At 64.8% G+C, this 24,446-nt stretch carries 21 protein-coding genes; 10 read left to right on the top strand and 11 right to left on the bottom strand.

Going from position 1 to position 24,446, the window contains the following annotated elements; genetic code table 11:
* Window positions 1–6 precede the first annotated feature (6 nt).
* Genes AC3G7M_RS18185 through AC3G7M_RS18165 form a run of 5 tightly spaced genes read left to right on the top strand, consistent with a single transcriptional unit; the run spans window position 7 to window position 3,951 of the window.
* Window positions 7–1,464: a 6-hydroxynicotinate reductase gene (locus AC3G7M_RS18185; RefSeq protein ID WP_489213554.1), complete on the top strand. Its 1,458-nt coding sequence runs from the start codon at window positions 7–9 to the stop codon at window positions 1,462–1,464.
* Window positions 1,434–2,342, top strand: coding sequence for a UPF0280 family protein (locus AC3G7M_RS18180; RefSeq protein WP_489213553.1), 909 nt, complete (start codon window positions 1,434–1,436; stop codon window positions 2,340–2,342). The genes AC3G7M_RS18185 and AC3G7M_RS18180 overlap by 31 nt, the downstream gene beginning before the upstream one ends.
* On the top strand, window positions 2,335–2,919 hold the full coding sequence (locus tag AC3G7M_RS18175) for an amino acid synthesis family protein (protein ID WP_489213552.1): 585 nt from the start codon (window positions 2,335–2,337) through the stop codon (window positions 2,917–2,919). Before AC3G7M_RS18180 ends, AC3G7M_RS18175 begins: the two co-directional genes overlap by 8 nt.
* Complete coding sequence (locus AC3G7M_RS18170; protein WP_489213551.1) at window positions 2,916–3,518, top strand: amino acid synthesis family protein; 603 nt, start codon at window positions 2,916–2,918, stop codon at window positions 3,516–3,518. The genes AC3G7M_RS18175 and AC3G7M_RS18170 overlap by 4 nt, the downstream gene beginning before the upstream one ends.
* Window position 3,519: 1 nt before the next feature.
* Window positions 3,520–3,951: a MarR family winged helix-turn-helix transcriptional regulator gene (locus AC3G7M_RS18165; protein WP_489213549.1), complete on the top strand. Its 432-nt coding sequence runs from the start codon at window positions 3,520–3,522 to the stop codon at window positions 3,949–3,951.
* A gap of 3 nt (window positions 3,952–3,954) precedes the next feature.
* Here AC3G7M_RS18165 and AC3G7M_RS18160 read toward each other — a convergent pair whose 3' ends face one another.
* The 4 genes from AC3G7M_RS18160 to AC3G7M_RS18145 form a co-directional block, all read right to left on the bottom strand.
* Window positions 3,955–4,683, bottom strand: coding sequence for an esterase family protein (locus tag AC3G7M_RS18160; protein WP_489213547.1), 729 nt, complete (start codon window positions 4,681–4,683; stop codon window positions 3,955–3,957).
* The gene (locus tag AC3G7M_RS18155; protein ID WP_489213545.1) at window positions 4,680–5,645 is read right to left on the bottom strand and encodes an acetylxylan esterase; all 966 of its coding nucleotides are present in this window, start codon (window positions 5,643–5,645) and stop codon (window positions 4,680–4,682) included. The genes AC3G7M_RS18160 and AC3G7M_RS18155 overlap by 4 nt, the downstream gene beginning before the upstream one ends.
* Before the next feature lie 70 nt (window positions 5,646–5,715).
* Complete coding sequence (locus tag AC3G7M_RS18150) at window positions 5,716–7,320, bottom strand: L-lactate permease (RefSeq protein WP_489213544.1); 1,605 nt, start codon at window positions 7,318–7,320, stop codon at window positions 5,716–5,718.
* Window positions 7,321–7,455: 135 nt separating this feature from the next.
* Window positions 7,456–8,625 carry a fumarylacetoacetate hydrolase family protein gene (locus AC3G7M_RS18145; protein WP_489213543.1) on the bottom strand — a complete coding sequence of 390 codons (1,170 nt, stop codon included), beginning with the start codon at window positions 8,623–8,625 and terminating at the stop codon, window positions 7,456–7,458.
* Between the two features lie 414 nt (window positions 8,626–9,039).
* On the opposite strand from AC3G7M_RS18145, the gene AC3G7M_RS18140 reads away from it, so the two are divergent.
* The 4 genes from AC3G7M_RS18140 (at window position 9,040) to AC3G7M_RS18125 (ending at window position 13,703) form a co-directional block, all read left to right on the top strand.
* The gene (locus tag AC3G7M_RS18140; protein WP_489213542.1) at window positions 9,040–10,062 is read left to right on the top strand and encodes a substrate-binding domain-containing protein; all 1,023 of its coding nucleotides are present in this window, start codon (window positions 9,040–9,042) and stop codon (window positions 10,060–10,062) included.
* Window positions 10,063–10,187: 125 nt separating this feature from the next.
* Window positions 10,188–11,672 (top strand): sugar ABC transporter ATP-binding protein, encoded by a 1,485-nt coding sequence (locus AC3G7M_RS18135; protein ID WP_489213541.1) that lies wholly within the window; start codon window positions 10,188–10,190, stop codon window positions 11,670–11,672.
* On the top strand, window positions 11,665–12,663 hold the full coding sequence (locus AC3G7M_RS18130; RefSeq protein WP_489213540.1) for an ABC transporter permease: 999 nt from the start codon (window positions 11,665–11,667) through the stop codon (window positions 12,661–12,663). Before AC3G7M_RS18135 ends, AC3G7M_RS18130 begins: the two co-directional genes overlap by 8 nt.
* The gene (locus AC3G7M_RS18125) at window positions 12,660–13,703 is read left to right on the top strand and encodes an ABC transporter permease (protein WP_489213539.1); all 1,044 of its coding nucleotides are present in this window, start codon (window positions 12,660–12,662) and stop codon (window positions 13,701–13,703) included. The genes AC3G7M_RS18130 and AC3G7M_RS18125 overlap by 4 nt, the downstream gene beginning before the upstream one ends.
* 12 nt (window positions 13,704–13,715) lie before the next feature.
* On the opposite strand, the gene AC3G7M_RS18120 is transcribed toward AC3G7M_RS18125, so the two are convergent.
* A complete protein-coding gene (locus AC3G7M_RS18120; RefSeq protein ID WP_489213538.1) occupies window positions 13,716–14,690 on the bottom strand; it encodes a GlxA family transcriptional regulator in 975 nt (324 codons plus the stop codon).
* 108 nt (window positions 14,691–14,798) lie between these two features.
* Between AC3G7M_RS18120 and AC3G7M_RS18115 the strand changes: the two genes are divergently transcribed.
* Window positions 14,799–15,440 carry an HD domain-containing protein gene (locus AC3G7M_RS18115; RefSeq protein ID WP_489213537.1) on the top strand — a complete coding sequence of 214 codons (642 nt, stop codon included), beginning with the start codon at window positions 14,799–14,801 and terminating at the stop codon, window positions 15,438–15,440.
* A gap of 24 nt (window positions 15,441–15,464) precedes the next feature.
* Here AC3G7M_RS18115 and glgA read toward each other — a convergent pair whose 3' ends face one another.
* The 6 genes from glgA to treY form a co-directional block, all read right to left on the bottom strand.
* Window positions 15,465–16,916: a glycogen synthase GlgA gene (gene glgA / locus AC3G7M_RS18110; protein WP_489213536.1), complete on the bottom strand. Its 1,452-nt coding sequence runs from the start codon at window positions 16,914–16,916 to the stop codon at window positions 15,465–15,467.
* Window positions 16,913–18,181, bottom strand: coding sequence for a glucose-1-phosphate adenylyltransferase (gene glgC / locus AC3G7M_RS18105; protein WP_489213535.1), 1,269 nt, complete (start codon window positions 18,179–18,181; stop codon window positions 16,913–16,915). Before glgC ends, glgA begins: the two co-directional genes overlap by 4 nt.
* Window positions 18,182–18,296: 115 nt before the next feature.
* A complete protein-coding gene (locus AC3G7M_RS18100; protein WP_489213534.1) occupies window positions 18,297–18,929 on the bottom strand; it encodes a lipocalin family protein in 633 nt (210 codons plus the stop codon).
* A complete protein-coding gene (locus AC3G7M_RS18095; protein ID WP_489213533.1) occupies window positions 18,929–19,960 on the bottom strand; it encodes a sugar-binding transcriptional regulator in 1,032 nt (343 codons plus the stop codon). The genes AC3G7M_RS18100 and AC3G7M_RS18095 overlap by 1 nt, the downstream gene beginning before the upstream one ends.
* 204 nt (window positions 19,961–20,164) lie before the next feature.
* The gene (locus AC3G7M_RS18090; RefSeq protein ID WP_489213532.1) at window positions 20,165–21,607 is read right to left on the bottom strand and encodes an NAD(P)-binding domain-containing protein; all 1,443 of its coding nucleotides are present in this window, start codon (window positions 21,605–21,607) and stop codon (window positions 20,165–20,167) included.
* 95 nt (window positions 21,608–21,702) lie between these two features.
* Entirely contained in the window at window positions 21,703–24,264 is a 2,562-nt protein-coding gene (gene treY / locus AC3G7M_RS18085; protein WP_489213531.1) for a malto-oligosyltrehalose synthase, read from the bottom strand.
* Between the last annotated feature and the right edge of the window lie 182 nt (window positions 24,265–24,446).

Genomic DNA, 24,446 nt, shown 5'->3' with positions numbered 1-24,446 from the left:
GAAACCATGGCTGATCCTGCCGCCACCATTCGCTGTGATGCCTGCCCGGTCATGTGCAATATCCGCCCTGGCCTCGCCGGCGCCTGTGACCGCTACGCCAATGCCGATGGCTTGCTCGTGCGTGTTGACCCGCTCCTTCTTCTGGAAGCGGCCGAGGCCCATGGCACGCCGATGGTCTCTCTCCAGGCGAGCGAGGATTGGGACGGCAGGCTGGTGCGTGGCGCGGATACCTTCGTCACCGCCATCGGTGCCGGCACTACCTATCCTGATTACAAGCCCGCGCCCTTCATCGTCTCTACACCGGTGGACGGTGTCGATATGGTCACCGTCGTAACGGAAGGCGTGTTCAGCTATTGCGGTGTCAAGGTCAAGATCGATACCGACCGGCATCTGGGCGATGAGCGTGCCATCGTCCGCGCCCAAGGCGAGCCGGTCGGCCATGTCACCACCGGCGAATACGGTTCACAAATGCTGTCCTTGGGCGGGGTCGGGCATCTGACCGGCGGCAGCAAGAAGGAAGGCCGCGTCACGTGCGAGACGCTGCTGGCTCTGTCGAACAAGCAGGCGGTCGAACTCACCATTGATGATGGCGCGACCGTCGTAGTCCAGGCGGGGCAGGCGCCGATCGTCAATGGCGTGACCGAGACGCGCATGCGCGTCGGCTGCGGTTCGGCCACCATCGGCATCTTCGCGCCGCAATGGATCGACAAGGTCGATGAGGTCGTGGTCGTCGATGACCATATCACCGGGGTATTGTCCGAGCATCAGGGCGGCAAGCTTCTGGGCGTGCAGCCCACGGGCATTCGCATGCGCGGCCGCCGTTCCACCCCCGGCCGTTATTTCCAGGTCGCCCATCCCGGTACCGGCTGGGGCGGCACCGATATTTCAGACCCGCTGTCGATCCTGGACCCCTTCGATCCCAAACATGCGCGCCCCGGCATCCGCATGCTGATGGTCAGCACCACCGGCGAACATGCGGGCTATTACGTGCTTGATGATGCACTCCACCCCGTCCGGCAGGACCTGCCGCCCGAGGTGCAGGATTCGGTCGCGCGCATTGCTGAGAATTGCGAGCCCGCGCTCTGCAGCGTGCTCTTCATCGGCGGTGCCGGCGGGTCTTTGCGCGCGGGGGTCACGGATAATCCCGTGCGTCTCACGCAATCGGTCGGCCGTAGCATCACGCGCCTCACCTGCGGCGGCGCGCCGGTCTATCTCTGGCCCGGTGGCGGCATCACCTTCATGGTCGATGTCCTGAAGCTGCCGGACAATGCCTTCGGCTATGTGCCGACGCCCGCACTGGTGGCCCCTATCGAATTCACCCTGCCGCTGGCCGATTACGCCGCCATGGGCGGCTATATGGATCATGTGCGGCGGGCGAGTGAGATTGACGCCGCAACACCGCATCGCTTCGTCCCGCAACTGCCGGAGAATCCGTGGCCGCTATTGCCGCTGACACAGCACTGACGGTGCCCGGTCGTGCGGTGGCAAAGCTCCTGCCGCCGTCCGCCGCCGGCGCCATCCCGCGCCTGCATCTGCAGGACGGGCCGATCGACCTTGTCATCATGGCGGAGGCCGATCCGGCAGCCGTTGAACTGGCCTATCGTGCGGCCCGAGACCGTTTCACAACTGTGCTGGACGAGCTTTGTGCCGAACTGCCTCTGCTGCGGGCAGGCGTGTCAGCCGACAGTCCCTGGCCTGCGGGCGCCGTCGCGCGCCGCATGCGCGCGGCCGTCGCGCCGCTCGCGGGTTGGGGCTTCATCACCCCCATGGCCGCCGTCGCTGGTGCGGTCGCCGAGGATATCCTCGCCGCCATGTTGGCGTCCGCATCGCTCGACCGGGCGGCAGTGAATAATGGCGGGGATATCGCGCTTCACCTCGCACCCGGCCAATCCATCGCCGTCGGCATGGTGGCGAAGCCGGAACTGGGTGCCATAGACCTTTTCGGCCGCTTCACGCTGACGCATCGCGATGCGGCGCGGGGCCTGGGCACCAGCGGCCGTCATGGCCGCAGCTTTTCGCGCGGCATCGCGGATGCCGTCACCGTGCTGGCCCGCACTGCCGCCATGGCGGATGCGGCAGCGACGGTCATCGCCAATGCGGTCGATCTGCCCGGTCATCCGGCGGTGCAGCGACTGCCCGCGCATAGCATTCAGCCTGACAGCGACTTGGGTGATATCCTGGTCACGCGCGATGTCGGGCCGCTGTCACGTTCGGACGTGTCAGACGCCTTGGCGCGTGGCCTGGCTGTGGCGGACAGGCTGCGGGCCGAAGGGCTGATCGAACGGGCCGCTTTACATCTGCAGGGCGAAACCTGCGCGACAGAGGAAACCAACCATGGCTGACATCGAATTGCGCAAGCGTCTTCTGACGGTGGAGGAGATTTTCCACGAGGGCGGTCCGGTCGCGGCGGTGCCGCTGAAACGCGCGGCGGCCATCAGCGTCATCGCCAATCCCTTCGCCGGCCGCTATGTCGAAGATATTGCTTTCTTCATGAAGACCTTGGAGCCGCTGGGCGTCGAGATGGCGCAGGCACTCGTGGCCGCCCTGGGGGGCGATCCGGCGGCCGTGCAGGGCTACGGCAAAGGCGCCATCGTCGGTGCCGCAGGTGAGTTGGAGCATGGCGCGCTCTGGCATGTGCCCGGCGGCTACGCCATGCGCGCGGTGCTGGGGGACGCGAAAGCTATCGTGCCCTCGGCCAAAAAGGTCGGCGGCCCCGGCACCCGGCTCGATATTCCAGTGACCCATATCAACGCTTCCTATGTGCGCAGCCATTTCGACGCGATCGAGGTCGGCGTGCCGGATGGTCCGCGCGCCGACGAACTGGCGCTGGTGCTGGTCATGACGACAGGCGCGCGCATCCATGCCCGCGTCGGCGGCCTGGCCGCGGCCGAGATTCGCGGTGAGGATGGCCTGCGATGAGCGATCCCGGCAGCACGCGGCTCGCCATCCGCAAACTCGTCACCATCACCGATGAAGTGCTGGTGGAGATGGGACAGCCCGTCAGCCCGCCCACACGGCGCGCGGCGGCCATCGCCGTCATCGCCAATCCCTTCGCTGAAGGCTTTCAGACCGAGTTGACGGACCTGTTCGATATCGGTGCCGAACTCGGCCGGATGTTGACGGAACGCGCGGTCGCCGCGCTCGGCATCGCGCCGGACGCGGTCGAGAGCTACGGCAAGGCTGCGATCGTGGGGGAGGCGGGGGAGATCGAACATGCCGCCGCCATCCTGCACCCCAAGCTGGGCGCCCCGATGCGCAGCGTGCTGGGCGGCGGCGCTGCTTTGGTGCCCTCGGCCAAGAAGCGCGGCACCCTGGGCACGGTCATCGACGTGCCGCTCGGCCATCGCAATGCCGCCTATGTGCGCAGCCATTTCGACGCGATGGAGGTCAGCATCGCCGACGCGCCGCGGGCCAATGAAATCCTGGTGGCGGTGGTGGTGACCGATAGCGGCCGGCCGCTCGCCCGCGTCGGTGGTCTGGCCGCCGCCGATATCGTCGGCCAGGACGGGTTGCGTTAGCATGTCAGACGCTGCGGTCGCGGCTGCCTATGTGCTGGATGAGCAGATCGGTTTTCTGCTGCGGCAGGTGACGCAGCGCCATACCACGATCTTCGCGCAGCGGATCGGCGACGGGCTGACGCCGATGCAATGGGCGGTGCTGGCGAAACTCCATGACATCGGCCGCATTTCGCAGGCAGCCCTCGGGCGGGCGGTCTGCATGGATGCCGCAACCGTCAAGGGCACGGTGGATCGGCTGGAGGCGCGAAGCTTGGTCGTCCGCCTGCCGGATGCCGAGGATCGGCGCAAGCTCCTGGTTGATCTGACACCGGAGGGGCGGGACGTCGCATCCCGCAACCTCGCCGCCGCCGCCACCATCACGCAGGAGACGCTGGCCCCGCTGACTGCGGACGAAAGCGATCGTCTTTATGCGCTATTGGCGAAACTCGTTTAACCATCACACGTAAAGGGCGGCCATTTCGCGCCACGCCCCGGCGCGGTGCGCTCGCCCGTCCCAGAAATGCAGCTGGTGATGGACATGTTTCTCACCCAGCAGACGGCTGAAATGGAGATTGTTGTCGAGGAACGGGTCAGCCCGGCCGATGGCGAGCGTAATATCCAGCCGGCGCAGCTGATCAAGCCGCCAGTCGCAGGCGAGGCCCGGCAGGAAATGCGTCGGCGTATGGAAATAGATCGTGTCGTCATAATAGCCGTCGAACAGGTCTCCGAAGCTTTCAACCTGCATCGTCAGATCATAGCGGCCGGAAAAGGCCACAAGCTTGCGGAACAGATGCGGGTGTCGCAAAGCGAGGCTCGCGGCCTGGAAGGCGCCCAGGCTGCAGCCCAGCGCGATGGTGCAGTCATGGCCATTATTCCAGGCCATCATCGGCAGCACTTCGTGGAGTATGTAGTCCTCGTAGGCGGCATGGCGGCGGATGCGCTCAGCCGGATGCCTTCCCTGATCGTAAAAGGTCTCCCGCGCCAGCCCCTCGATGCAATACAGCTGCAGATGTCCGGCATTGACCTTGTCGGCAAGCCGCCCGACGAGATTGAGCTGCTCGTATTCCCAGAAGCGGCCATCCCGGGTCGGAAACATCAGCACCTTTGCCCCGGCATGACCGAAGATCAGCAGCTCCATGTCCCGATGCAGCCGTGGACTATACCAGCGCCGGTAATCTCGCTTCATGCCGCCCCAAAGAACTGCCTGACTGTGTCAGTGAGGAGGGCTTGTTGCTCCTCCATGCCAGGATAGTCGCAATGGCCGGCATCCAGAATAAATGTTTCATGATGCTTTGAGGTGGCCAGTGCATTCGCCACCGCAAACTGGCAGGGCGGTGCGACGGCGGGGTCGAAGCGGGCGACAGCCGTCAGCATGGGCCCGGTGATGCGGGTGGCGGCCGTCGCCGCATCAAAGAAAGCGAGCGTCTCCGCCACCTCGGGATGGGTCTTGCGGTAGGTCTGCACGGCAGTCGCGCTGCCGGTCGTGGGCAGCGCCAGCCAGAGCGGCATCGCGCCGAAGGTCGGCACTCTCAGATGCCCGCGGACGATGCGCCGGTCGAAGGGGATGGCGAGCGCGCCGATGCCGCCGCCGAAGCTGATGCCGCTATAGCCGATCCGGCCTGCGGTCTCGGGATAGAGCCCCGTCAGGACAGTGACGGCCAGCCACAGATCCTCGACGCAGCCACCCAGGATATAGCGGTCCGGCTTGTCGATATCATGCAGCACATGCCATTGCGGATCGCTCGAGATCGGTGGCCGGCTGCTGCGCGACAGGCCGCGGAAACAGGGAAACAGGATTGCCGTCTCCGTCACTGGAATGTCGAAATCCGGCTGGTCGCGACCGCCGTAGCCGTGGCCCACGATCAGGCCGCGCCTGACCGCGCCTGTGCGCGGCAGCAGCAGCCAGCCGCCGATGGGGAAGGCGCCGGTCGAGGTATAGGTGATGTCGAAGACACGCCAATCGGGGTGGCGTGTGGCGCTTTCGCTTAGGCGCGGCTGCGGGTCGAGCGCCAGGGCACGGGCATAGCGCGCCTGCCAGAAGGCGTCGAAGCCGGGTGGCGCGGCCGGCGGCATGACCGCCCGCAGCGCCGCAAGCGTAAACCCATAGGTCGGGTCGAAAGGGTAGGGGTGGCTTGTCGGAATGCTCATGAGCGGGTGCGGTCACCATGCGATGGACAGGCTCAGCCTCTCGGCTAAGCCTACTCCGGCGATAGCATGGTCAATGCGGAATCATCCAGGTGAAGACATATTGCTGCAGGAAGGCGAGGATGCCGACCAGCAGCGTGAGGAAGACGCTATGCTTGAAGGTCCGGGCAAAGACCTCGCCCTCGCGGCCGACAAGATCGGTGACGGAGACGCCGGTCGAGATATTCTGCGGCGAAATCATCTTGCCCATGACGCCGCCCGACGAATTTGTCGCGGCAAACAGGATCGGATTGAGCTGCAGCTGATTGGCGGCCACCACCTGCAGATTGCCGAACAGCGCATTGCCGGATGTATCCGACCCCGAGAGAAAGACCGCGATCCAGCCCAGAAAGGCCGAGGCGATCGGGAAGAGCAGGCTGCCGAGCGACGCGACACCCTTGCCGAGCGTATAGGTCATGCCGCCGTAATTCATGACATAGGCCAGGGCGATGATGCACATGACGGTAAAGATCGCGAAGCGCAGCTGGATGAAGGTGCGGCCGAAGCAGCGCAGAAAATCACTGAAAGATACCCGCAGCAGCAAGGCAGTGATGATCGCCGAGACCAGAATGGCGGTGCCGGTCGCGAGTGGCTGAAAATCCCAGATCGCCGCATAGGGTTTGTTATACAGCGTGATGAAGATGGCGTTGTTCAGTCCCGGCCAGGGGATCTTCATCTCGCCGATATGGAAGATCTTGAAGCTCGTCCAGATGATGACGACGGCCGAGACCAGCGCCCAGGGCAGCCAGCCTTGCCAGCCGGAAATATGCGTCAGCCGTCCTTGCGTCGCCGCATGCTGGCGCATGGTGAAGCGGGCGTCTGGCGCCGGCTTCCAGACCTGCAGGAAGGAAATGGAGATGATCAGCGAGACGAGTGAGGCGAGCACGTCGGTCAGTCGGTAATCAAGAAAGTTCGAGGTAAAGAACTGCGTCACGGCAAAGCTGCCGCCGGCCACCAGCAGAAGCGGCAGCAGCGCGCGGACGGAGCGCCATCCCCCGAAGATGAACATGACATAGAAGGGCAGAAAGAACGCAAACAACGGCAATTGCCGCCCGACCATGGCGCCGAGCGAGACGTCATGCAGATGCGTCACCTGGCCCAGCACGGTGATCGGCACGCCGAGCGCGCCATAGGCGACGGGCGCGGTATCGAAGATCAGCGTGTAGGTCAGCGCTTCCAGCGGGCTCCAGCCGATCATGATCAGGATGGAGGAGATGATGGCGACGGGCGTGCCGAAACCCGCAATCCCTTCCAGCAAGGCGCCGAAGCAGAAGGCGAGCACGATGAGCACGACGCGCCGGTCATCCGGCAGATGCTCCAATATCCAGTCGCGGAAGGCATCGAAGCGGCCGGACAGGACTGCGATATTATAGATCGTGAGTGCGGCGACGACGATCCACATGATCGGCCACAGCGCGAAGACGCCGCCCGCGATTGCCGAATTCACCGCGAGTCCGGTCGGCACCTGCCAGAAGATGATCGCGACCAGAATGCCGACGATCAGCCCGGCGAGCGCCGCCTGCCAGCCAGGGCGGCGCAATACTCCCAGCAGCACCAGGACAACCAGAATGGGCAGCGCCGCGACCCCGCATGATGCGGCAAGGCTACCACTGATAGGCGTGAGCAGTTGGTGGAACATCGCCCTGGCGCTCCCGTGTCGCGGCTGTTGGATCAGCCGCTGTGATTTTCATTACAGTGTGTTTATTAAAATACCTTTGCAAGTCATCCGGCGGACGGCAAGTGATATATTTTTACTTGCTCAGATGTGACCCGGTCAGGTTTGACCGAGCAGGTTTCGCTCCGCCAGATTGCGCATCAGGGCGCCGATGCCGAAGGTCCAGGGTGCGGCGGCTTCGGCATAGGTGACGGTGTTGACCAGTCTGCCAAGCTGCGGGGCGGAGATGTCCACCCGGTCGCCCGTCTTATGCGTGAATCCCTGGCCCGGCGTGTCGCGGTCCTGAATGGGTGCGAAGAGTGTACCCAGAAACAGCATGAAACCGTCCGGGTATTGGTGATGTGGCCCTGTGGCGTGGCTGACCAGTTCGGCTGGGTCGCGGCTGATTTCGCTCATGGAACTCGCGCCCTCAAGCACATAGCCGTCGGACGCGCCAGTAACGCGCAGCGCAATCTCAAGCTGCCGCACGTCATCAAGCGAAAAACCCTCATCGAACAGGCGGATGAAGGGGCCGATGGCGGAAGAAGCGTTGTTGTCCTTGGCTTTGCCCAGCAGCAGGGCGCTGCGGCCCTCGATATCGCGCAGATTGACGTCATTGCCGAGTGTGGCGCCCAGAATCTGCCCACGGCTGTTGACGGCGAGAACCGCTTCAGGCTCGGGATTGTTCCAGCTCGACTTTTGCAGAATGCCGATCTCCGAGCCCAGGCCGACAGAGGCGAGGACCGGAGCCTTGGTGAAAACCTCGGCATCCGGGCCGATGCCGACTTCCAGATATTGTGACCAGTAGCCCGCCTCCATCAGCACCTCCTTGGCGCGTGCCGCCTCAGTCGAACCGGGCTTGAGGTCGCGCAACTGGCCGCCGATGGCATTGCTGATCTGGACGCGGATGGTCGCCGCGGCGCGGAAATCGCCGCGGGCGCGCTCTTCGATGACGCGTTCCAGCATGGAGCGGGCGAAGGTGACGCCACAGGCTTTCACCGCCTGCAGATCGCAAGGGGCAAGCAGGTAGGGCGCATCCCGCCGGCCCGCCAGGCTATTGGCGATCACCTCGGCGACCGGGAAGCTGCGGGCGGTCGGTACCTCGCGCACCGCGCTCAGCAGGTCGTCGCGCTCCAGCAGGGCAGAGACGGTGGGGCCGGCCGCCGTGATATCGGCCAATTGGTCGCCGCGCAGATGCACGATGCAGGGGCCGCCAATGCTGGGGTCATAAACGCGGCCGATCAGCGTCGCGCTCTCGTGGTCCTGGGGCAGATAGTCGTCGTCCGTCATCGCTCGTTCCTCCCGGTAGCGCTACCTTGGGCAGCCTCTCTTGCCCCAGAGCTTGGGAGTCTTGGGCGCCGCTGGCAAGCCTCCGGGGTCATGAAGGCTTGCGCAAACGTGCAATACGCCAGGACCGCATGCGCATAAGTGCGGCATCATATGCCGAATATATTTGACAAAGGTAGGGTTACGGGCTGTCCCTCTGGAAACCTTTATGGTTTGCTGATTGCATCAGACGCAGGTCATGCGCAGAGGCACGAGGAGGACGTCGGCCATCAGAGCCGAGCAGATGGGGCGGGCATTAGCATCGGGCGGGTCCGTCCGTGCCGCGCGACTGTCCATCGCGGCAGGACTATAGATCAAGAATAATAAAAGACGCCTAGAAGTAAGAAACGGTCAAAAGATCAGAGAGGGACGTCAATCATGAAGAAGATCATCACGCCCGTATTGGGACGCCGTCAGGTGGCAGGACTTGTCGGCGGTGGCCTGCTTGCCGCAGCGCTGCCCAAAGCCAGCTTCGCCGATACCGAAAAAGTCATGGCGACCGTCGTCAAGATTCAGGGCGTGCCCTGGTTCAACTTCCTGCAGAAGGGCCTGATCGAAGGCGGCGAGAAATTCCACCTCAACACCTCCATGGTCGGGCCCGTCACGGTCGATCCCGCGCAGCAGGTGCGTCTGGTGGAAGATCAGATCGCCAAGAAGGTCGACGTGCTCGGCCTCGTGCCGCTGGATGTGAAGGTGCTGGCACCGGTGCTCGCCCGCGCCCAGGCCGCCGGCATCATCGTCATCACCCAGGAAGGCCCCAATCAGGACGGCCGCACCTGGGACGTGGAACTGCTCGATTCGGTTGTCTTCGGTGAGATGCAGATGAAGGCGCTCGCCCAGGATATGGGAGAGAAGGGCGAATACGTCATCTATGTCGGCACGCTGACGACGCCGCTGCACAACAAATGGGCCGATGCGGCGATCGCCTATCAGCTCAAGAACTATCCCAATATGAAACTCGCCACTTCCCGCTTCCCTGGCGCGGATGAGATCGACACCTCGGAACAGGTGACGCGCGAAGTGCTGCAGGGCTATCCGAATGTGCGCGGCATTCTGGGCTTCGGCTCCAACGGGCCGATCGGTTCCGGTAATGTCGTGCGTCAGCGGCATCTGCAGAAGAAAATCTCGATCGTCGGCACCGTCATCCCATCCCAGGGCAAGCCGCTGATCGACGCGGGCGTCATTCGCCAGGGCTTCCTCTGGAGCCCGAAGGATGCCGGCTACGCCATGGTGGCGGTCGCAAGCCTGCAATTGCAGGGCGCCAAGTTCGAGACCGGCATGGATATTCCGGGCATGGGCAAGGCGACCGTAGACTCGGCCAATAAGCTGATCAGCGTGGATCGCATTCTGTCTTTCGACAAAAGCAATATCGACAGCATCATCGCCTCCACCGGGCTCTAAAGATCGCCACACGTGCCTTGTACGACGTCGCCCCCGGGCTTGACCCGGGGGTCTACTCGCCTCGGTAGATGCCCGGGTCATGGCCCGGGCATGACAGGGTTTGGCTGGACGGTAGGAGTGGACGCTTGCCCGATTTCATAAGCCTGACGGGAATATCGAAGCATTTCGGGGGCGTCACCGCGCTGGACAGCGTTGATCTGACGATTGCCGCCGGAGAGGTGCATTGCCTGGCGGGTGAGAACGGCTCCGGCAAATCCACGCTGATCAAGATCATCTCCGGCGTGCAGCCCCCGGATGCGGGGGGTGAGATCGTCATTGACGGCGAGCGTCACACGCATCTGACGCCGGCGGAGAGTACGCGCATCGGCATTCAGGTCATCTATCAGGATCTTTCGCTTTTCCCGGATCTCACGGTCGCCGAGAATATTGCTTTCGCGCAGCATCTGCGTGGCTTTCGCGGCGCCAGCCACCGGCGCCTGCGCGCGCGGGCCGAGGCGGTCATCGCCCGGCTTGGCGTCTCGCTCGATCCTGAAGCCTTGGTCGGCGAACTCTCCATCGCCCAGCGTCAGCTCGTCGCCATCTGCCGCGCGCTCGCCGCGGAAGCACGGCTTGTCATCATGGACGAGCCGACCGCCTCGCTCACCCGCTCTGAAGTCGATACCCTGCTCGAGATCACGCGGGAATTGAAGCGCCGCGGCATTGCCGTCGTCTTTGTCAGCCACCGGCTGGATGAGGTGATGGAAATCGCCGAGCGCGTCACGGTGCTGCGCGACGGCCGCAAGCTTGGCACCTGGGATGCTCAGGAAATCACGCCCAAGCGGCTCGGCACGCTCATGACCGGCCATGAGTTCGACTACAAGATCGATGTGCCGGATCTGTCGCAGGCGCCGGTCGTGCTCTCCGTCAAAGGCCTTTCCCGACGTGGGGATTTTGAGGATGTCAGCCTCGATATCCGCAAGGGTGAAATCCTGGGCGTCATCGGCCTGCTCGGCTCCGGCCGAACGGAGCTGGCGCTGTCGCTCTTTGGCATGCGCCCGGCTGATCGCGGCGAAATCCGTCTCAACGGCGCGCCCGTGCACCTCACCTCCAATCGCGCGGCGATCGACCAGGGTATCGCCTATGTCTCGGAAGACCGGCTCTCGCTCGGCCTGGTGCTGGAGCAGCCGATCGCCGCGAATATCGTGCTCTCGACGCTGGACAAGCTGACGGGCGGCGGCGGCTTGCTGAGTGGGGAGCGCACGCGTACAGCCGTGCGCCAGGGGATCGAGCAACTCGGCATCAAGGTCTCGGACCCGGAAAATCCGGTGCGGACATTGTCGGGTGGCAACCAGCAGCGCGTCGTCATCGCCAAATGGCTGGCGACGCAGCCGCGCGTGCTCATCCTCGACAGCCCCACTGTCGGCGTTGATATCAATGCCAAGGACGGCATCTATGCCATCGTCAAGCGCCTCGCGGCCGAGGGCATGGCGGTGATGATGATTTCCGACGAAATCCCCGAAGTGCTCTACCATGCGCATCGCATCCTGGTCATGCAGGGCGGGCGCGTGAAGGGTGAATTCCATCCGGCCCAAATATCCGAAACCTCTCTAAGGGAGGCGATCGATGCCTGACCTGTCCAAGCGCCTTCTGCACAGCCACGAAGGCAAGCTGCTGGTCGTCGTGCTCGCGCTCTTCGTCTTTCTCTCCTTCGCGACGCGCTCCTTCTTCAGCCTGCAGAATATGATCGATCTGCTGACCTCCTATTCCTTCTCAGGGATGCTGGCGGCCGGGCTGCTGGTGGTGCTGATTTCAGGCGGTATCGATATCTCCTTCACCGCCTCGGCCTCGGTCGCGCAATATGTGGCGATGACGATCGCCAACCACTATCATATCGGCTGGATTGACGTGATCCTCATCTGCGCGGTGGTCGGTATCGCTTGTGGCATCATCAATGCCGTGCTCATCGGCACGCTGGGCCTCTCCAGCATCATCGTCACCATCGCGACGCTGAATGTCTTTTTCGGGCTGTTGATGTTTGTCACGCACGGGAATGAGATTTTTGCGCTGCCCGACTGGTTCACCAATGGCGCCAGCTGGGTCGTCTATACCGACGCCCAGGGCAATCCCTATATCTTCAATCTGCAGATGATCGGTCTGATCGGCGCTTTTGTGGTCACCGCGCTGCTGCTGACACGCACCAATATCGGCCGGCAGATCTATGCGCTGGGCAGCAACAAGGACGCCGCCCAGCGCGTCGGCATCAAGGTCTTCCGGCTCAATCTGCTGGTCTATGGCTATATGGGGCTGATTGCCGGCATGGCCTCGCTCATCCAGGCGCAGGATGCGCAATCGGTCTCGCCCAATGCGCTGGTGGGACGCGAGCTGGATGTGCTGGCCGCCGTCGTGCTCGGGGGCGCCAGTCTCACGGGTGGCGTGGGCACGGTCTTCGGTACCATCCTCGGCGTCATGCTGCTCGCCTTTTTGCAGAACGGCCTGCTGCTGCTCGGCGTGCAATCCTATTGGTCCGAATGCTTCACCGGCGCCGTCATCCTCATCGCTGTCAGTGCGCTCGCTTTGGAACGCCAGCGCCAGCGCGCCGGCCAGCGCCGGGTGATGGCATGAGCGAGGGGTCCGTGACGACGCGCAAACCCCCCGTGGCCGCCGCCATTCCGCGCTGGAAGCCGAGCCCGGTTCTGGTCCGCCTGACAATCCTGTTCCTGCTGCTGATGGTGCTGTTTGCGGTGCTGCTCGGCCATCGGCTGTTCAATGGCGCGGCCATCCGCTCCATGGCCTTCCAGCTGCCTGAGCTTGCCATCTTCTCGCTCGCCATGATGGTGCCGCTGCTCTCCGGTGGGCTTGATCTCTCGATCATCGCCACCGCCAATCTCTCGGCGCTCGCGGCCGCCTATGTCTTCACCCATTTCGGCCTGGGCGGCAGCGGTGCCAGTCTTCTGCTGTGGCATGTCGCCGCCATCGCCGCCGCCTTCGGGGTGGCGGCGGTGATCGGCCTGCTCAACGGCACTGTCATCGCCTATCTCGGCGTCTCGCCCATTCTGGCGACACTCGGCACCATGACCATGGTCAAGGGCGTGGCGGTGGGTCTCACCCATGGCGGTGTCATTGCGGGCTTTCCCGCCTTCATGGTCTTCGTCGGCAACGGGTCGGTGCTCAGCGTGCCGGTGGTGCTGGTGGTCTTCGTGGCCATCGCCATTCCGATGAGCGTGCTGCTGACGCGCACGCCCTTCGGCCAAAAAGTCGCCATGCTCGGCTCCAACCTGCAGGCGGTGCGCTATTCCGGCATCGACACGCGGCGCGTGCAGCTGGGCGTCTATCTGCTGTCGGCGCTGCTGGCAGCCTTGGCCGGGCTGCTGATGATGGCGCGCTTCAATTCCGCCAATGCCGCCTATGGCGAGAGCTATCTGCTCATCACCATTCTCGCCGCCGTTCTCGGCGGCATCGACCCCGCCGGCGGCTTTGGCAAGGTCAGCGGCCTTGTTCTGTCTCTGATCATCCTGCAGCTGGTCTCAACCGCCGCCAACCTGCTCAATATCAGCCAGTTCCTGAGCCTCGCCCTCTGGGGCGCGGTGCTGCTGGGTGTCGCCGGCACCGGCCGCGTCTGGGCCTGGGCGCGGCCATTTCTGGCCAGGGGGCGGCCGGGATGACGCGCCAGGGCGCTAGGCCGCCCGCGCGAACCGCTTGCGATATTCGGCCGGGCTGATGCCGACCTGCCGCGCGAAAGCGCGGCGCAGCGTGTCGGCATCGGCAAAGCCGCACCGGGTCGCGACCTGCTTGGGCGCGGCATGGCCGGCCTCCAGCATCTGCCGCGCGGCACTCACACGCGCTTCCTCGACCCAGGTCGCGGGGGTGATGCCGACCTCGCTGCGAAACAGGCGGGCGAAGTGGCGGGGGCTGAGCGCCATCCGCTGCGCGAGATTGGCGACACTGTGGTCCAGCGCCGGATTGGCCGCGACCCAGCGCTGAAGCTCCTGCAGCGCCGCCCGCCCCGCCGGAGCCGCTTCCCCTTTGCGGCTGAACTGCATCTGCCCGCCCGGACGCTTGAAAAACATCACAAGCTGGCTCGCGACCCCCATGGCAATCTCATGGCCGAGGTCCTCCTCGACCAGGGCCAGTGCCAGATCCAGTCCGGCGGTCACGCCGGCCGCCGTGCGCAGCGGGCCGTCGCTGACATGAATCGCATCCTCGTCGACCGTCACCTTCGGAAAGGCCCGCGCCAGCCGCTCCGCGACTGCCCAATGCGTCGTCACGCGCCTTCCATCCAGAAGCCCGGCGGCGGCCAGGAAAAAGGCGCCGCTGCAGACCGAGCCGAAGCGTCTGGCCGTCGGCACAGTTTGCCGCAGCCAGGCGATGACATTGTCTTCGGCCGGAACATCGGCGGCGTTCGGACAGCCCGCCACCAGCAGCGTATCGATCGGCTCCCCCCAGTCCTCGCCGATGATCCGGTCGGACATCAGCCGCACCCCGGATGAGCTGCGGACCGGTCCGGCTGTGCCGGCCGCCACCACAAGCCGGTAAGCCTCCCGGCCCAGCTGGACATTGGCTTCGGCAAAGACGTCCAGCGGGCCGGACACGTCCAGCAGCTGCACACCCGGCAGCGCCACCATCACGATCGTTTTTGCCGTCTGCTTCATGGGTGTCCGTCTCGGTCTGGATACGTCCGTATATGACGTATTACGACAATTGAAGACATATCGCCAGAGTTTTACGGTGGTGAACAATCAAGTTCACAGGAGACACCCATGGCTCTCATCGCAGATGGCGCCGGCATTCCCGACAGCAAGCTGGCGCGCACCATCACCGAGTATATCCGTGCGACCGAGACGGACCTGCTCTTCAACCATTCCAGCCGCGTCTACCATTTCGGTGCGCTGGCCGGCGTCAAGCGTGGCCTGAAATTTGACCGCGAGCTGCTCTATGCGGGTGCCATGTTCCATGACATCGGCCTCATGCCGAGCCATAGCAGCGCGACCGAACGCTTCGAGGTAGACGGCGCTCATGCCGCGCGGGACTTCCTGCGCAGCCACGGCATCGCCGAAGAAGACGCTTTTACGGTCTGGACCGCGATTGCGCTGCACACTACGCCGGGCGTCCCGCAGCACATGCAGCCAGTGGTGGCGCTCGTTACCGCGGGCGTTGAGATGGATGTGCTCGGCCTGACCTATCAGCAGTATTCCGATGCGGAACGCGAAGCGGTGGTCGCAGCCTTTCCGCGCACGCCGCAGTTCAAGGAAGATATCATCCAGGCCTTCTATGACGGCATCAAGCACAAGCCGGACACGACTTTCGGCAACGTCAAGGCGGACGTGATCGCAGACAAGGAGCCGCATTTCCATCGCGGCAACTTCTGCAGCGTCATCCGCTGCTCGCACTGGCACGGCTGACCCGCATCGGGCCGCTGCGGTAGATCAGGCAACAAGGCCGCGATAGAGGTCGGCGTAGCGCGCGGCGGACCGCGTCCAGCCGACCTCGGCCGCCAGCGCATTCTCCTGCATCCGGGTCCAGGCAGCGCGGTCGCGCCATACGGCCGCCACGCGCTGCAAGGCAAGGTCCAGGCTCGTGCTGTCGGCCCGCTCCATCTGAAAGCCGGTCGCGACGCCCGCGTCGCGCGCCGCCTCATTCGCGTCGATGACGGTATCGGCGAGGCCGCCGACGCGCGTCACCACAGGCAGGCAGCCGTAGCGCATGGCGCAAAGCTGCGTCAGGCCGCAGGGCTCGAAGCGGGACGGGATCAGCAACGCGTCGGCGCCGGCATAGATGAGATGGGCCAGCGCCTCGTCATAGCCGATGAACAGCCCCATCTCGCCCGGCCGCGCGGCCTGGGCATAGGCGCGTTCCAGATCGGCCGACCCGGCGCCGAGGATCACCACCGAAGCACCGATGGCGCGCAGCGTGGCAAGGCTCGCGGGCAGCAGATCCAGCCCCTTTTGCGTCGTCAAGCGGCTGACGATGCCGAACAGAAGCCGGTCGGGCTCCAGCCCGAAGCGGGCGCAAAGTGCGGCCTTATTGGCGGCTCGGTCAGTAAGGGTTGCGGCCGAGAAGGTCTGCGGCAGCACCGCATCCGTCGCCGGATTCCAGACCGCGGTATCGATGCCGTTCAGAATGCCGGACAGGGCCGTGCCGCGGCTGCGCAGCAGCCCGTCCAGACCCATGCCGCCTTCGGGCGTGCAGATTTCCCGCGCATAGGTGGGGGAGACGGTGGTGACATGATTGGCCAGGCGCAGGCCGGCCTTCAGAAAACTGATGCGGCCGAAATACTCGACCCCCTGGATCGAATAGGCCTGGGCCGGCAGCCGCAGGGCAGACAGCAGGCTGGCGTCGCACAGGCCCTGAAAGGCCAGGTTGTGGACAGTCATCACGCTCGGCGGCCGTGTGGTGCCGGAATCCGCGGCGTCGCCGTCGAAATGCAGATAGGCGGGCAGCAATCCGGCCTGCCAGTCATGGCCATGCACGACATCGGGCAGATAGCCCGGCATCAGGCCGCGGGCGATGGCCGCGGCCGTGAAGCTCAGCGCCGCGAAGCGCTGCGGGTTGTCAGGCCAATCCTGGCCCGCGCCGTCCAGATAGGGATTGCCAGGCCGGTCGAACAGATGACCAGCCTCGATGACAATCAGCGCGGCCCCGCCGCAGTGCCCCCGCCATAGCCGTGCCGGGCCGCCGAACAGATCGGTGATGTTATGAACAGGCGCCGCGTCCTGCAGCCCCTGCATGACCGCCGGATAGCCCGGCAGCAGCGTCGTGACCCGGATGCCTTGGCCCGCGAGCGCGCCGGGCAGGGCACCCGCGACATCGGCCAGGCCTCCCGTTTTCACAAGCGGAAAGAATTCCGAAGTGACGGAGAGAACGTCAAGCTGTCTCATAGACCCAGCGCATCGATCATAGGTTGCGTAATCAAGGAAATGCCGCTCTCGCTGCGGCGGAAGCGTTGCGCGTCATGCACAGGGTCCTGGCCCACGACCAGGCCTTCGGGGATCGTCACCCCGGCATCGACGATGACATTGGTCAGATGCGCGTTCCGGGAGATCCGCGCATAGGGCAGGATGACGCCGCCTTCGACGGTGGAGTAGGAATGCGCATGCACGCCGGTCGATAGCAGCGAGCGCCGCACCCGCGCGCCGGAGACGATGCAACCACCCGCGACGAGAGAGGCGACGGCCTCGCCCCGGCGCTCGCCCACGTCATGGACGAATTTTGCAGGCGGCGTCAGTTCGGAATAGGACCAGATCGGCCAGCTCGCATCGTAAAGATCGAGCGGCGGGATGACATCGGTCAGATCGATATTGGCCTGCCAATAGGCATCGATCGTGCCCACGTCACGCCAATAGGTTTCGGCATGTTCAGCCGAGCGGATGCAGGATTGCGTGAAGCGATGTGCGAAGGCACGGCCATGCTCCACCAGATGCGGAATGATGTCCTTGCCGAAATCGCGGCTCGAATTTTCGTCCGCCGCATCGCGCCGCAGCTGCTCGAACAAAAACTGCGTGCGGAAAACATAGATGCCCATGCTGGCGAAGCACATGTCCGGGTTGTCCGGCATCGGCGTCGGGTCTTTGGGTTTCTCGATGAAAGAGATGATGCGGTCTTCGCCATCTACGGCCACAACACCGAAGCCGGTGGCATCGGCCTTGGGCACTTCCAGGCAGGCAACGGTGACATCGGCACTGTTGTCCTCATGCTGTTGCAGCATGAGTTCGTAATCCATCTTGTAAATATGGTCGCCCGCAAGGATCACGATATGTTCCGGGCGATAGTCGCGGATGATGTCGATATTCTGGAAGACGGCATCGGCCGTGCCGGCGTACCATTGCGTTTCGCTGACGCGCTGGCTGGCGGGCAGGATGTCGAAGCTTTCGTTGCGCTCCGGGCGCAGAAAGTTCCAGCCGCGCTGCATGTGCCGGATCAGGCTGTGGGCTTTGTATTGCGTTGCAACAGCAATGCGGCGGATGCCGGAGTTCAGCGCGTTGGAGAGGGCGAAATCGATGATGCGCGATTTGCCGCCGAAATAGACCGCGGGCTTCGCGCGCCGGTCTGTCATCTCCATCAGACGGCTGCCGCGGCCACCGGCCAGAACATAGGCCATGGCGGTACGCGACAGGGGCGAGACGGCCTTGGATTTCTCGATCATTGTGTTCCTCCCTTGGTATCAAGCTTAACCAAGGTTGAAGAGGAACAGAAGGGCTGCACTCAGCCCGGCTCGCCCGCAAACGCCATGGTGATCACGCTTTATCGCATCGCACGTGTCAAACGGGCGCCTGCACCGTCATGTGCAGCTTGGACAGATCATAGCCGAAGGACTGAACGCGGGATAACAGCAGCGCGCGCAGTTCAGGCGAAGGGTGCGGATCGCGCGTCAATATCCACAGGTAGCGGCGGGTGGCTTCGCTGACGATGGACCATGTGTAGTCCTCCGCATGATCCAGCACCCAGTAATCGCCCCAAAAGAGCGGTCCGTAGAAGGCGACCTTGAGCTTGGTATTGTCGGAACCCGGCACCGGCCGCGCCTTGGCTTCCGCCCAGCGCAGAGGTCCCTGCGGGGCGCCCTGATGGCCTGTGTTCACGACGCGGATGAGGCCGTCAGGCCGCCACGAATACTCCGCCGTAACCCCTTCCAAGCCGCGCTCGAACCAGGCGGTGTAGCGCGCGAATTCGTGCCATCGGCCCAGATAGCGGTCCAGATCGACCGGTTTGCGGGGCTTGGGTGGGGCCAGGCGTTTGCGCGCGTGCGGCACGGCGGTGATCACACCCAAGCCCGCCACCAGCAGCGCCAGACCCGCGACAGCGAGCCGGGCCACACCTGGCCGGGCCATGCCTGCCCGCGGCCAGGCGTGGCCCGGTTCGTCTTTGACGCGCGGCCGCGGGGTGGCTCTGGTCATCACACCGGCTGACAGCGGTGGGCCAGAAGCTTCGCAGTATCGCCATCGATAATCAGCCCGCGGATCAGGCCGCTGCGCAGCACCGCCTCCAGCGCGTCGATCTTTTCCATGCCGCCACAGAGCAGCACCACATCGCGTCCGCGCAGAGCCTCGATATTGACGGCGATCGTGCGGTTGTTGATGTCATGCTCGATCGGCCGTCCGTCGAGCGCGAAAAGCTTGCCCATGGTGTCGCAGACCGCACCGGCTTCCACCGCCTGCTGCAGCTCCTCGGACGAGATCATGTTCTGCGTGCGCAGAGACGAGTTCTCGGACAATTCGCCCAGGCTCGCGATATACAGATCCGCGCTCTCGGCCATGTCTAAAGCATCGACGACGCTGCGCTGAGAGGCCAGCACGTCACGGTCGGCCTGCGAATCCGCGATGAAGGGAACGGGGATGAAATGCCCTTCGCCGCCGGTGCGCGCGGCCAGGGCCTGCACCACCTCGAATGGGTTGGAGGCCGAATTGCGCGTCAGCGAGCCCATGAGGGACACGAAACGGGCTTCCGGGTTGCGCACGCCGGACAGATGGAGCGCCACCTGTTCGATGGTGCGGCCCCAGCTGACGCCGACCGTGATCGGCCCCTGCGCCAGCTTGCCGCGCAGGAAATTGGCGCCGGCGCTGCCCACGGCGCGGCGCGCGATCAAGCCTTGGGCGGCGGTCAGCGTCGGGTTGCCGCGGACGTCCTCAAATCCGATCAGCGGCGTCGCCAGGCAGAAATCCAGCCCGTAGAACTGGGCGATCACCTGTTCGGTCGCGAGTTCGCGGGCGCTTTCATGCTGAATGGTGATCGTCACCAGGCCGCGTTCGCGGGCTTCCGCCAGCAGACGGTTGACGCGGGTGCGGTGCAGGCCAAGCTTCGCCGCCGTCTCCTCCTGATTGAGGCCAGCCATGTAATACAGCCAGGCCGTGCGGACGATCAGAGCGTCATCTGATTCATGTGCGAGGTTGATGGCCAGCGGGGCTGCTTTCCTGGTGTCGCTCTTCATTTCACAATCTTTACAAATGGCTTAGCCAATCCGCCAGAGGGTTCTACGCCCTCCGATTTTTATGGGGACCTTTTTGGCTGTCCGGCCGCTCCTATCACAGCGCGGAGGCTGGGCGATAGGCCAGCCTCGCGATCGTCCGCACAATCGTGACAGCTTGAAGCCTTTTGTTCAATGCGTGGCCGGAGATCAGCCCGGCGCCTGCGGTCAATCCGCAGCGGCGCGCGGTGCCAGGCTGGTGCCGACGCCCGCGTCAGGCCAGTCGTCGGGCGTCAGTTCCTGCTCCTGGTAGCCCAGCAGGCTGAGGTAATGCGCTTCGGCATCCTCCAGGAAGAAATCCCGGCAGATGGCGTTCACCAGCCGGCGGACGCCAAATTTCAGCCCACTGATCGACGCCCCGGACAGGCCCATGCTCGGCATGGCGCCGAATGTGAAATTATATAGCTGTGCCAGCGCCGGGGTCGTGCCGGGCTCGCGCTCCGTAAAGGTGAAGCTGCGGGTCAGGTAGGGGTAGCTGGCGAGCACGGCATCCTCCTCGCCCTCGGGCGGGGTGAAGCGGTCGGACCAGCGCGCAATGGCGGGCGCGAAATGGGCAAGCTCGGGGCGCCGCGACGCATCCATCACGAAGCCCGCGCCGATCACGACATAGTCGAAGGCAAGCTCCCCGCCCGGCGTCGTGATGCGGATCTCCTCGCCCTCCATCCGCGCATCCAGCCAAGGCGTGCCGGGATGGGCGGAAAATTGCGGGAAGGCCGCGCAGCGCGCCACGGTATCCGGCGGGGGCGGCTGGTTCATGGTGAAGATATGCCGCATGAACCGCCAGCGCATCAGATCCGGCAGTTCCGCGAACTGGCTGAGGAAGCCGGCCTGCTCCATCCAGCGATAGGGGTTCACGCGCGGCAGCAGGCGCCGCCGCACGCACAGCTGCACGCGGGCCGCGCCCGCCTCCAGGGCGGTCGCGGCATTGTCGAAGGCGGAAGCCCCGGCTCCCAGCACGCCGATCCGCTTGCCGGCGAGGGCGGCGAAGTCGATCGCCTCCGACGTATGCCCGTAGCGGTCACGCGGCAGGTTGTTTTCGATGAAGTCCGGGATCAGCCAGGCGCCTGACCCGGCGATGCCGGTCGCGAGCACGATCTTGCGGGCGAGCAGAACCTCGCCGCGGTCGGTGGTGGCGGCCAGGACTGCGCCGCGCTCTTCGATGCCCACGATGCCGGTGTCGTTACGCACCGGCAGGTTCAGCACGTCGCGATACCAGTCCAGATAGGCCTGCCAGAGGTCGCGGGGAATCTTGCCCAAGGCGGCCCAGGCCTCGGCGCCGAAACGCGCCTCGTACCAGGCCCGCGGCGTCAGGCTGGCAACGCCCAGATCAGGGCCGGAGACGTGTTTGGGCGTGCGTAGCGTGATCATGCGGGCGAAGGTCGTCCATACCCCTTCGCCACCGCGCGGCGCCTGATCCACCACCAGGATATTGCTGATCTTTTCCCGCAGCAGGCCGAAAGCCGTGGCAAGGCCCCCCTGGCCCGCGCCGATGATGAGCACATCCAGCACCGGCTGACCGTTCAGGCTTTGCGGCACCAGCCACGGCTTGGCCGGATAGTCGAGACAGGCGAGGTCTGCCCGCACACGGGCGTCCAGTTCGGTCAAACTCATTGGCGCACCTCGGGCGATCACGGCCTGCATTAAAGCCATGTTGCCCGTGCTGCAGCGCGAAAGGCAACTGCCTTTCACGCTGCAACCGCAGCCGCTCAGCCGCTGATCATAACGATGATCGGCACCGCCGGGTCCAGCCCGCTTCCGCCGCCGGCGGCACTCAGCACCGGCCGCCAGGCCTGGCCTTTCGGTGGCAGCGGCAGATCCGCCGGCACCTCGGCTGTGACCGCCTCCAGAGGCAGGATCACCAAAAGGCTGCCGCTGGCATGGTCGCGCCGGAAGCCGAGCCAGGGATGCGGCAGATCGAGCGGTGTATAACTGCCATCGACGAACATATCCGGCCGCGTCTGGCGCAGGGACAGCAAGGTGTGGGTCACGAAAAGCTTCGTCAGCCCCTGCTTGTCCGCGGTCAGGCGCGGCAGGCTGGGAAGGTCCAGGGCCGCGTCCCGTGCTGTATAATCGACCGGACGGCGGTTATCGGGGTCCACCAGGCTGAAGTCCCAGAATTCGGTGCCCTGATACAGGTCAGGCGTGCCCGGGAGCGTCAGTTGCAGCACGGTCATCGACAGCGCGGTCAATCTCGCCCGCAAGTCCAGCTCGGCGACGAGCTGGCCCAGGGCGGTGCGGAAGCCCGCGGCGCGCTCGTCCCGCAGAAGGCTGGCGGCAAAGGCCTGCACCGCCGCCTCATACGCCTCATCGGGATGGTCCCAGAAGCTGTGGCGCTTGGCCTCCCGCATGGCCTTGGTGAGATATTCGGCCAGCCGCTCTTCCGAAATCGGCCAGGTGCCAACCAGCGTCTGATAGATCAGCCATTCGTCGATCGGGTCGGGCGCTTCATGGCCGTCAACATCCTGCCGCAGACCCTTGTTCAGCGCGTGCCAGGCCTCGAACCGGGTAATCCACCCGGTCGCATCCATCGACAGCGCCGCGATGCGGGCGCGGGTCTCGGGTCCACGCTTGGTGTCGTGCGTCGCGAGCGGAATCAGATCGCGCGCCCGCGCCGCAGCGCGGCCAGCATAGATCGCATGGAAATCGGCCGGGCTGCGCCAAGGCTGCACGATATCGCCGCCCACCTCGTTGACGGCGGTCAGCGTCACGCTGCGGTAGAATTCGGTATCCTCAAGCCCCTTGGCCATGGCCGGACCGCTGAGTTGCTGGAAGCGGCGCATGAACTCCTCCCCGGGCGACCCCGGTTCGGTATGGCGCAGGATGCCCACCAGCGCGCGGGCGGCTTCAAAGGTCCAGGGGTTGTCGTGGGCCTCAACGCCGGCCAGCGCCGTCTGCCACAGCTGGGCATCGACGGGGTCGGATTGCGTGTCGGCGCTGTAGCCGCGATAGACCGGAAAGCGCACCAGCAGCGCGATCACCGCCTCGCGCAGCGTGCCCAGGCCATATTCGACATGCTCCGGCAGGCTGCGTGTGACCGTATGGGCCAGACCGGTGAGCGTATCGACCTCGCCCAAAAAACTGGTCCGCAGCATGAAGGATTTGGCACTTGCCAGCCGCTCGCCGCGGTCAGCGCCGAGCAGCCTCTGGCGCACCAGGTAGGAGTCCAGCGTCTCAAACCCTTCCGGGTTGACGAAGACACCCAGGATGTCGTTCAGCCGCTCGTAGCCGGTCGTGCCCGTAATCGGCCAGTCGCGCAGGGCCTCATGCCCTTCCAGGATTTTTTCGACGAGCAGAATAGCCTCCGCCCCGGCCTCGCGGCGCAGGCGCGCGCAATAGCCGGTCGGGTCCGCCAGGCCATCGACATGATCGACGCGCAAGCCTTCCACCAGCCCTTCCTTGAGCAGGCGCAGCGGCACGGCGTGGATGAAGTCGAAGACCGCCGGGTCCTCAACCCGCACGCCGATCAGCCCGGTGATATTGAAGAAGCGGCGATAGGTCAGGCTGTCGTTTTCGGTGCGCCAATGATTGAGGCGCCAATGCTGCCGGTGCAGCACGGACGCGACGTCCATGCGGGCAAGCGCCGCCTCGACCAGAGCGCGATGCGGAGGGGTCAGATCGGACAGCGCCTCCCGGGCGGCCGTCACCGCCGGCCGGTCCTGAGACCCGGCCCGTTCCAGCGTCAGGAAACGCTGCGACAGGCCGGCGAGCGAGCCTTCGTCATGCGCATCGGCCATTTGCAGCGCGGCGGCGACCGCTTCCGGGCGCAAGGGCCAGGCATTGTCGAAATAGCGGGCCACGAGGCGGCCCTGCTCCCAATCGGCGGCGAGCGTAATGTCGCCGTCGGCGATCGCGCTCGCCTGGGTCTTGCCCAGCGCCGGAATGATCACCTGTCCCTTATGCCAGGCGATGTCGAACAGATGTCCGGCCGGTCCTTCCGCGCCGAATTCCAAAGCCTCCATCCAGAAGGGGTTGAGGCTGTCCACCGCGAGATGATTGGGCACGATATCCAGAATGATGCCAAGGCCCGCCGCCCGGGTCGCCGTGGCCAGTGCCCGGAACCCGTCTTCACCGCCCAGTTCGGGGTCGATCCGGGTCGGGTCGATACCGTCATAGCCATGGGTCGATCCGGGGCGCGACATCAGAATGGGGGAGGCGTACAGGTGGCTGACCCCGAGACGCTTCAGATAGGGCAGCAGCGCCTCCGCGTCGGCGAAGGTGAAATCCTTGTGGAATTGCAGCCTGTAGGTCGCACGCAAGGGAACAGCCATGGGTCGCATCTCATCTGATTACGGGGGATCGAAGCGGAACGGTTTGGGCAGCACGCCCGCGGCGAGCCGCCATCGGGGTCTGGCGCATAGATGGGGGCGTGGGAAGGTTCAACCAGAGGGTTTCGCCAAACTTCCTGTTCCGCGAACGAGGGCTGCCGAACCTGTCTGGCTGAGGTTTGGAC

The organism is Acidisoma sibiricum (assembly GCF_057837225.1).
This window is presented reverse-complemented; position numbering and strand designations above follow the sequence as displayed.

Coding starts and splice junctions, on each gene's coding strand:
- AC3G7M_RS18185 (WP_489213554.1), top strand. CDS start 7: ATGGCTGATCCTGCCGCCACCATTCGCTGTGATGCCTGCCCGGTCATG.
- AC3G7M_RS18175 (WP_489213552.1), top strand. CDS start 2,335: ATGGCTGACATCGAATTGCGCAAGCGTCTTCTGACGGTGGAGGAGATT.
- AC3G7M_RS18170 (WP_489213551.1), top strand. CDS start 2,916: ATGAGCGATCCCGGCAGCACGCGGCTCGCCATCCGCAAACTCGTCACC.
- AC3G7M_RS18165 (WP_489213549.1), top strand. CDS start 3,520: ATGTCAGACGCTGCGGTCGCGGCTGCCTATGTGCTGGATGAGCAGATC.
- AC3G7M_RS18160 (WP_489213547.1), bottom strand. CDS start 4,683: ATGAAGCGAGATTACCGGCGCTGGTATAGTCCACGGCTGCATCGGGAC.
- AC3G7M_RS18155 (WP_489213545.1), bottom strand. CDS start 5,645: ATGAGCATTCCGACAAGCCACCCCTACCCTTTCGACCCGACCTATGGG.
- AC3G7M_RS18150 (WP_489213544.1), bottom strand. CDS start 7,320: ATGTTCCACCAACTGCTCACGCCTATCAGTGGTAGCCTTGCCGCATCA.
- AC3G7M_RS18145 (WP_489213543.1), bottom strand. CDS start 8,625: ATGACGGACGACGACTATCTGCCCCAGGACCACGAGAGCGCGACGCTG.
- AC3G7M_RS18140 (WP_489213542.1), top strand. CDS start 9,040: ATGAAGAAGATCATCACGCCCGTATTGGGACGCCGTCAGGTGGCAGGA.
- AC3G7M_RS18130 (WP_489213540.1), top strand. CDS start 11,665: ATGCCTGACCTGTCCAAGCGCCTTCTGCACAGCCACGAAGGCAAGCTG.
- AC3G7M_RS18125 (WP_489213539.1), top strand. CDS start 12,660: ATGAGCGAGGGGTCCGTGACGACGCGCAAACCCCCCGTGGCCGCCGCC.
- AC3G7M_RS18120 (WP_489213538.1), bottom strand. CDS start 14,690: ATGAAGCAGACGGCAAAAACGATCGTGATGGTGGCGCTGCCGGGTGTG.
- AC3G7M_RS18115 (WP_489213537.1), top strand. CDS start 14,799: ATGGCTCTCATCGCAGATGGCGCCGGCATTCCCGACAGCAAGCTGGCG.
- glgA (WP_489213536.1), bottom strand. CDS start 16,916: ATGAGACAGCTTGACGTTCTCTCCGTCACTTCGGAATTCTTTCCGCTT.
- glgC (WP_489213535.1), bottom strand. CDS start 18,181: ATGATCGAGAAATCCAAGGCCGTCTCGCCCCTGTCGCGTACCGCCATG.
- AC3G7M_RS18100 (WP_489213534.1), bottom strand. CDS start 18,929: ATGACCAGAGCCACCCCGCGGCCGCGCGTCAAAGACGAACCGGGCCAC.
- AC3G7M_RS18095 (WP_489213533.1), bottom strand. CDS start 19,960: ATGAAGAGCGACACCAGGAAAGCAGCCCCGCTGGCCATCAACCTCGCA.
- AC3G7M_RS18090 (WP_489213532.1), bottom strand. CDS start 21,607: ATGAGTTTGACCGAACTGGACGCCCGTGTGCGGGCAGACCTCGCCTGT.
- treY (WP_489213531.1), bottom strand. CDS start 24,264: ATGGCTGTTCCCTTGCGTGCGACCTACAGGCTGCAATTCCACAAGGAT.